Annotated in this window: 8 protein-coding genes; 6 read left to right on the top strand and 2 right to left on the bottom strand. The window is 64.1% G+C overall.

The window, feature by feature from the left end:
- Positions 1-12 precede the first annotated feature (12 nt).
- Positions 13-147: a hypothetical protein gene (locus VKM35_RS13845; RefSeq protein ID WP_414636580.1), complete on the top strand. Its 135-nt coding sequence runs from the start codon at positions 13-15 to the stop codon at positions 145-147.
- Between the two features lie 233 nt (positions 148-380).
- Complete coding sequence (locus VKM35_RS06455; protein ID WP_324319567.1) at positions 381-959, top strand: TIGR00730 family Rossman fold protein; 579 nt, start codon at positions 381-383, stop codon at positions 957-959.
- Positions 960-1046: 87 nt separating this feature from the next.
- Here VKM35_RS06455 and VKM35_RS06450 read toward each other — a convergent pair whose 3' ends face one another.
- Positions 1047-1445, bottom strand: coding sequence for a TfoX/Sxy family protein (locus VKM35_RS06450; protein WP_324319565.1), 399 nt, complete (start codon positions 1443-1445; stop codon positions 1047-1049).
- On the bottom strand, positions 1442-1924 hold the full coding sequence (locus VKM35_RS06445) for a GAF domain-containing protein (protein WP_324319563.1): 483 nt from the start codon (positions 1922-1924) through the stop codon (positions 1442-1444). Before VKM35_RS06445 ends, VKM35_RS06450 begins: the two co-directional genes overlap by 4 nt.
- Positions 1925-2006: 82 nt before the next feature.
- Between VKM35_RS06445 and VKM35_RS06440 the strand changes: the two genes are divergently transcribed.
- The 4 genes from VKM35_RS06440 to VKM35_RS06425 all read left to right on the top strand — a co-directional run.
- On the top strand, positions 2007-2768 hold the full coding sequence (locus VKM35_RS06440) for a TMEM175 family protein (RefSeq protein WP_324319561.1): 762 nt from the start codon (positions 2007-2009) through the stop codon (positions 2766-2768).
- Complete coding sequence (gene bioD, locus VKM35_RS06435) at positions 2765-3448, top strand: dethiobiotin synthase (protein WP_324319558.1); 684 nt, start codon at positions 2765-2767, stop codon at positions 3446-3448. Before VKM35_RS06440 ends, bioD begins: the two co-directional genes overlap by 4 nt.
- Positions 3449-3657: 209 nt before the next feature.
- Entirely contained in the window at positions 3658-4638 is a 981-nt protein-coding gene (locus VKM35_RS06430; protein ID WP_324319556.1) for an efflux RND transporter periplasmic adaptor subunit, read from the top strand.
- Positions 4639-4650: 12 nt separating this feature from the next.
- A partial coding sequence (locus VKM35_RS06425; protein WP_324319554.1) for an efflux RND transporter permease subunit occupies positions 4651-6314 on the top strand: 1664 nt, incomplete at its 3' end.

Here is a 6314-nt window from a genome sequence, read left to right as displayed (position 1 = left end):
TTTGTCGGTGGCGTGATGAATCTGGTTTGGATTGCCGTGTTGTCCGCGTTGATACTGGCCGAGAAAGTCTTGGCGGCAGGCCCTTGGGTCGGACTCTGCGCAGGTGTCATGCTCGTTGCTTGGGGTGCGGTTCTTCTACTGCGTTAGAGGACAGTCGCGACGTGCGATACACGTATCGTGATCCTGTCGACAGGACTGGATCGAGAGTCCGTTGGCGGCCGCCGTCTTGACGCGGAACCTGCGGACAGGCGCGCGAAAGCCGGCATTTTCTGGCATTGATACCCATGTTGGACTATCTTTCCGGTCAATCCCCCGCTGGCATGCGCAAGGTCTGCAATGTCGCGGGAACTCATTGGGTATCCTCCAGAACGGACCAGACGATGCGCATCTGCGTCTACGCGGCATCGAGCGCGCAGGTCGCGCCGGAATTTCATGCGGCGGCGAATTCGCTCGGGAAACTCATCGCCGGCAGTGGTGCCACGCTGGTCTACGGCGGCGGCTCGCAGGGTTTGATGGGAGCGGTTGCCGATGGCGCGTTGTCGCAAGGCGGTACGGTGATCGGCATCCTGCCGAAATTCATGGCCGACCTCGAATGGGGCCACCCCGGCTTGACGCACCTCGATCTGGTCGAGGACATGCGCGAGCGCAAGCACAAATTGTTGAGTGGCTCCGATGCGGTAATCGCTCTGCCCGGCGGCTGCGGCACGCTGGAGGAATTGTTCGAGGCGATCACGCTCAAGCGTCTGGGCCTGTATTTCAATCCGATCGTGCTGCTCAACACGCGCAACTTCTACGCGCCGCTGCAGGCCTTCATGCAGCAGGTGATCGAAGAGAAGTTCATGAATAGCGAACACGCCGCGATGTGGTCGCTGGTCGATTCGGTCGAAGCGGTGTTGCCGACCATCCAAGCCACGCCGCGCTGGCGCGAAGACGCCCGCGACTACGCTGTCGTCAGGTAACGCGTAGTCGCGCATGCCTGATGCAGGCAGCGCGCTTAAACCCGACAGCGAGTGCGGGAAATCAAACGCCGCGCGTCGCGCCGGCAATCAGTCCTCGTGCCCACCCGCAGCGACCGGGTCATCGAATCCGAAATGCGCGTCCGGCATCGACGAGTCCTCGTGATCCGATTGCATGTGCGTGGTGGTGACCGCGCCGGCGGCCGGCTGCACCTTGCCGCGGCCCTTGGGCAGTTTCGCGATTTCTATTTCGGCGGCAGCGATCAGTTCGGCGCGGCGGGCATCGGGAATTTCCTGCCAGTGGCAGTCGAGGATCGCGCCTTCGAGTGCGTACAGCAGATTGAGGCTGGGCTTGAAGCCGGCGCGCTTGATGCGCACGAAGGTCGGCAATGCGCCGGCGTCCTTCAGCTCCGCCAGCGAGCGGATGCCGGTCTGGCGCAGCCAGGCCATGCTCTTGGGGCCGATGTTGCGCAGTTTTTCGGTGCTCACGTCAGTGACTCCAGAAAGATCGCGGCGACCGTTTCCAGGCCACGTTGGTCATCGTCATCGAAACGATCGAGGTTCGGGCTGTCGAGGTCAAAGACGCCGATCAGATCGTTGCCGCGATACAGCGGTACGACCAGTTCCGAGCGCGACGCGGAATCGCAGGGGATATGGCCGGGGAAGGCGTCGACATCGGCGACGCGCTGCGTCGTGCGGGTTGCCGCGGCTGTGCCGCAGACGCCCTTGCCCAACGCGATGCGCACGCAGGCGGGCATGCCCTGGAATGGGCCGACGACGAGTTCCTTGCCATCCCAGAAATAGAAGCCGACCCAGTTCAGATCGGGCAGCGCGTGATACACCAGCGCCGACAGGTTGGCGGCATTGGCGATGCGATCGGGCTCGCCCTGCAGCAGGCCGCGCGCCTGCGCGGCGAGTTGCGTGTATTGCTCGGGCTTGCTGCCGGAAAGGTTGCTGCTGGCGAACATCGGAGGCCCTCGAAACAGGGTGCCCAGTGTAGCAGCGCACCGCGCTGGAGCCTGCCGGCATCGGGCCTGCTAAAGTTCGCCGATGTCCAGCCGCCCCGATTCCGACCTGCCCCTGATGGCCGACGGCTTTCGCGAGCGCGGCGCGCAAGTGACGCGGCAGGAAGCTTTCGTCGACGCGGCATTCGCCTTCGCGCTGAGCCTGCTGGTGATTTCCGCGAACGAGATTCCGAAAAGCATCCCGGCCCTGCTGCTGGCGATGCGCGGCGTGCCGGCATTCGCGGGCTGCTTTTTGCAGGTCGCCTGGTTCTGGCATGCGCATGTGCGCTGGAGCCGGCGTTACGGCCTCGACGATGGTCGCAGCACCGTACTCAGCCTGTTGCTGGTGTTTCTGGTGCTGGTCTACGTGTATCCGTTGCGCATCCTGTTCGGTACTTTTTTTGCCTGGATCAGCCAGGGCTGGTTTCCGTGGCCGATCGCGCCGCTGCACAGCATCGGCGAATTGATGTCGATGTTCGTCGTCTACGGCGTGGCGTTCGCGACGCTGTCGCTGACGCTCGCCGCGCTCTATGCGCATGCGCTGCGGCAGCGGCAGGCATTGAATCTCTCCATCGATGAAGCGGCGCAGACGGCGGGCGTCGTGGTGGCCTGGCGGCTTTCCGCCGCTGTCGGCCTGTTGTCGATTCTGGCCGCATTGATAATTACATTGACGTTGCAACCGGGCGAGGGTGACTGGCGTCTGGGCCTGCCGGGCATGCTGTATTTCACTTTGCATTTTTCCGGGCTGGTGATTCGCCGCACGATCGCGAAAGCACGGCTGCAGTATCAGCAGGAGCTGTCGCCATGACGGCAGGCGGCGCGCGCGGACTGTTCGTCACCGGCACTGATACCGATGTCGGCAAGACCGTGGTCAGTGCCGCACTGCTGCATGCCTTGCGTAACCGCGGCCAGAAAGCCGTGGGCATGAAGCCGGTGGCGAGTGGCTGCTGGCTGGGCGAGCAGGGCTGGCGCAATGCCGATGCACTGGCGTTGCAGACCGCCAGCGATCCGCTGCCCGATTACGCACTGGTCAATCCTTTCGCGCTGCCCGATGCCACCGCGCCGCAGATCGCTGCGGCCAAGGCCGGCATCCGCATCGCGCTGCCGCCGATGCTCGATGCGTACCGGCAACTCGCCGAGCAGGCGGATGTGGTGCTGGTCGAAGGCGTTGGCGGCTGGCTGGCACCGTTGACGGCCGAGCTTGATCAGTCGGCGCTGGTCACGGCCATGGATCTCGAGGTGATACTCGTCGTCGGCCTGCGCATCGGCTGCATCAACCACGCGCGATTGAGCGAGCGTGCGATCCGTGCCGAGGGTTTCAAGCTGACCGGCTGGATCGGCAATGCACTGAACAGCGAGCTCGATTTCGCCGCGCAATATTTCGATGCGCTGAGCGAGCAGCTCGAAAGCCCCTGCCTCGGTCGCCTGCCGTTCGCGCCGCATGCCAGCGCCGAACTGCGCGCGGCGCATCTGCAGATTCCGTTCTGAGCCACCCTTCACCACGGGCGGGACTTTTGGCAGGGTGGGCCGGGGGTTTCGTGGGCTAAACTGACCGGTATAGTAAATCCCGTACTGCTCACTCTTCGTGTCGAGGTCGTTCTATGCGCCGGATCCTGCCGCTTGTTGCGATCGTTCCTCTTCTTCTCGCCGGCTGCGGTTCTTCCGCGCCAGGCGGCGCCGGTCCTCCCGGCGGCGGCATGCCGCCGACCCAGGTCGAAACCGCGCACGTGGAGGCGAGGGCCTTGCCCGAGCAGTTCGAGACCGTCGGCAGCCTGCGCGCTGACGAGGCCGCGGTAATCCGTCCCGAGGTCGCGGGCAAGATCGAGAAGATCCATTTCACTGAAGGCCAGCATGTCGCCGCCGGCGCCTTGTTGTTCACGCTCGATGGCTCGCTGACCCAGGCCGATCTCAACGAGGCCAACGCCAATCTCGAAAACAGCCGCCGCGCCAGCACGCGCGCCAACGATCTCGCCGGCAAGCAGCTGATCGCCAAATCCGACCAGGACAAGGCACGTGCTGCGCTTGGCGTCGACCAGGCGCGTGCGGCATCGGCGCGCACGCGCTTGGAAAAAACCCAGATTCGCGCGCCCTTTGATGGTGTGGTTGGCCTGCGCGAAACCAGCGTCGGCGATTACGTGACCGTCGGCCAGGCACTGGTCGATCTGGTGCGTATGAATCCGATGCAGGTCGATTTCCGCGTACCGGAAGTGCAGCTCGCGAAAATGAAAGTCGGGCAGAAGGTGGCGGTGAGCGTCGACGCCTACCCGGACGGCGATTTCCCCGGCGAGATCAGCGCGATCGCGCCGACCATCGATGCCGCCGGTCGCAGTGCCTCGTTGCGCGCACGCGTCGCCAATCCCGATCTCAAATTGCGTCCCGGATTGTTTGCGCGCGTGCAGGTGGTGCTGGGCACCAATCCGCAGGCGCTGCTCGTGCCCGAGGAGGCGATCTGGCCGAACGGCGAACAGAAAATGGTCTATCTGGTGAACGACGGCACCGCCAAGCTCGTCGCGGTCACGCTCGGTGCGCGTCAGCCCGGCTTTGTTGAAATCACCGGCGGATTGAAAGCCGGCGACGAGGTGGTGACGTCGGGCCAGCAGAAATTGTTCGACGGCGCCAAGGTTGCGCCGGTCACCGCCAAGCCGGCGACCACCGCCTCCACTGCCGCCGCCAACTGAGGACGGAAAGCCATGGTCCTCTCCGATCTGTCCATCCGCCGCCCGGTGCTGGCGGTGGTGTTGAACCTCGTGGTGCTGCTGGTCGGCTTCATCTGCTACACGCGCCTGCCGGTGCGCCTGATCCCGAACGTCGACGTGCCCGTGGTCACCGTCGCAACCGGTTATCCGGGCGCGAACGCGCAGGTGATCGAATCGCAGATCACCAAGCCGATCGAAGACGCGCTCTCGGGCATCGAGGGCATCGACTACATCCAATCGGTGAGCCGCGCCGAATCGAGTCAGGTGACGGTTTACTTCAATCTCAACCGTGATGCCGATGCCGCCGCTTCGGACGTGCGCGATCGCGTCGCCCAGGCGCGCGGCGCGTTGCCCGACGAGGCCAACGAGCCGATCGTGCAGAAGCAGGAAGCCGATGCGCAGCCGATCATCTACCTGGCGTTTTCTTCCGACCGGCATTCGCTGATCGAGATCGCCGACGTCGCCACGCGCGTGGTCAAGGATCGCGTGCAGACGATTCCCGGCGTCGCGCAGGCGCAGGTTTACGGCAACCGTTACGCGATGCGCGTCTGGCTCAATCCCGAGCGTCTCGCCGGCGTCGGCCTGACCGCGGCCGATGTCGAAGCGGCGTTGCGCGCGCAGAACATCGAAATCCCGGCCGGCCGCGTCGAAAGCCAGCAGCGCGAATTCACCGTGCTCTCGGAAACCGACCTGAAGACGCCCGAGCAGTTCGCGCAGATCGTGCTCAAGGATTCTGGCGGCTACCTGGTGCGCCTGGGCGATGTCGCCAAGGTCGAACTCGGCGCCGACTCCTCGCGTTTCCGTGCACGCTACAACGGCATCAATGCGATCCCGCTCGGTATCGTCAAGCAGGCGGTGGCCAATCCGCTGGAAATTTCTGCCGCATTAAAACGCATGCTGCCCGAGATCACCCGCACGCTGCCGGCAGGCATGAAGGTCGAGATCGCCTACGACACCACGGTGTTCATCCAGAAATCGATCGACGAGGTCTACAAGACCGTTGGCGAGGCGGTGCTGCTGGTGGTGCTGGTGATCTTCCTCTTCCTGCGCAGCTGGCGCGCGGTACTGATCCCGATCGTCACGATCCCGGTGTCGCTGATCGGCGCATTCACGTTGATGTATGTCTTCGGTTTCACCATCAACACGTTGTCGCTGCTGGCGATGGTGCTGGCGATCGGCCTGGTGGTCGACGACGCGATCGTGATGCTGGAAAACATCTATCGCCATGTCGAGGAAGGCATGACGCCGTTCGAGGCGGCGCTCAAGGGCAGCAAGGAAATTGGGTTCGCGATCATCGCGATGACGCTGACGCTGTCGGCGGTGTACATGCCGTTCGTGTTTTCGACCGGACGCACCGGCAAGCTGTTCATCGAGTTCGCGCTTACGCTCGCCGGCGCCGTGCTGGTGTCGGGCTTCACCGCGCTGACGCTGTCGCCGATGATGGGCTCCAAGCTGCTGCGCCACGAGACGCAGCACGGCAAGTTCTTCGAGTTCGGCGAGCGCGTGTTGCGCGGCATCGACGGCGGCTACAAGCGCGCACTGCGTACCGCACTCGGCATGCGCTGGGTCATCGTGCTGGTGGCGGCGGTGCTGTTCGGCGGCATCTTCGGCTTGAAGATGTTGCTGAAACCGGAACTCGCGCCGCAGGAAGACCAGGG

Source organism: Arenimonas sp., from assembly GCF_035312645.1.
GTDB lineage: Bacteria > Pseudomonadota > Gammaproteobacteria > Xanthomonadales > Xanthomonadaceae > Arenimonas.
This window is presented reverse-complemented; position numbering and strand designations above follow the sequence as displayed.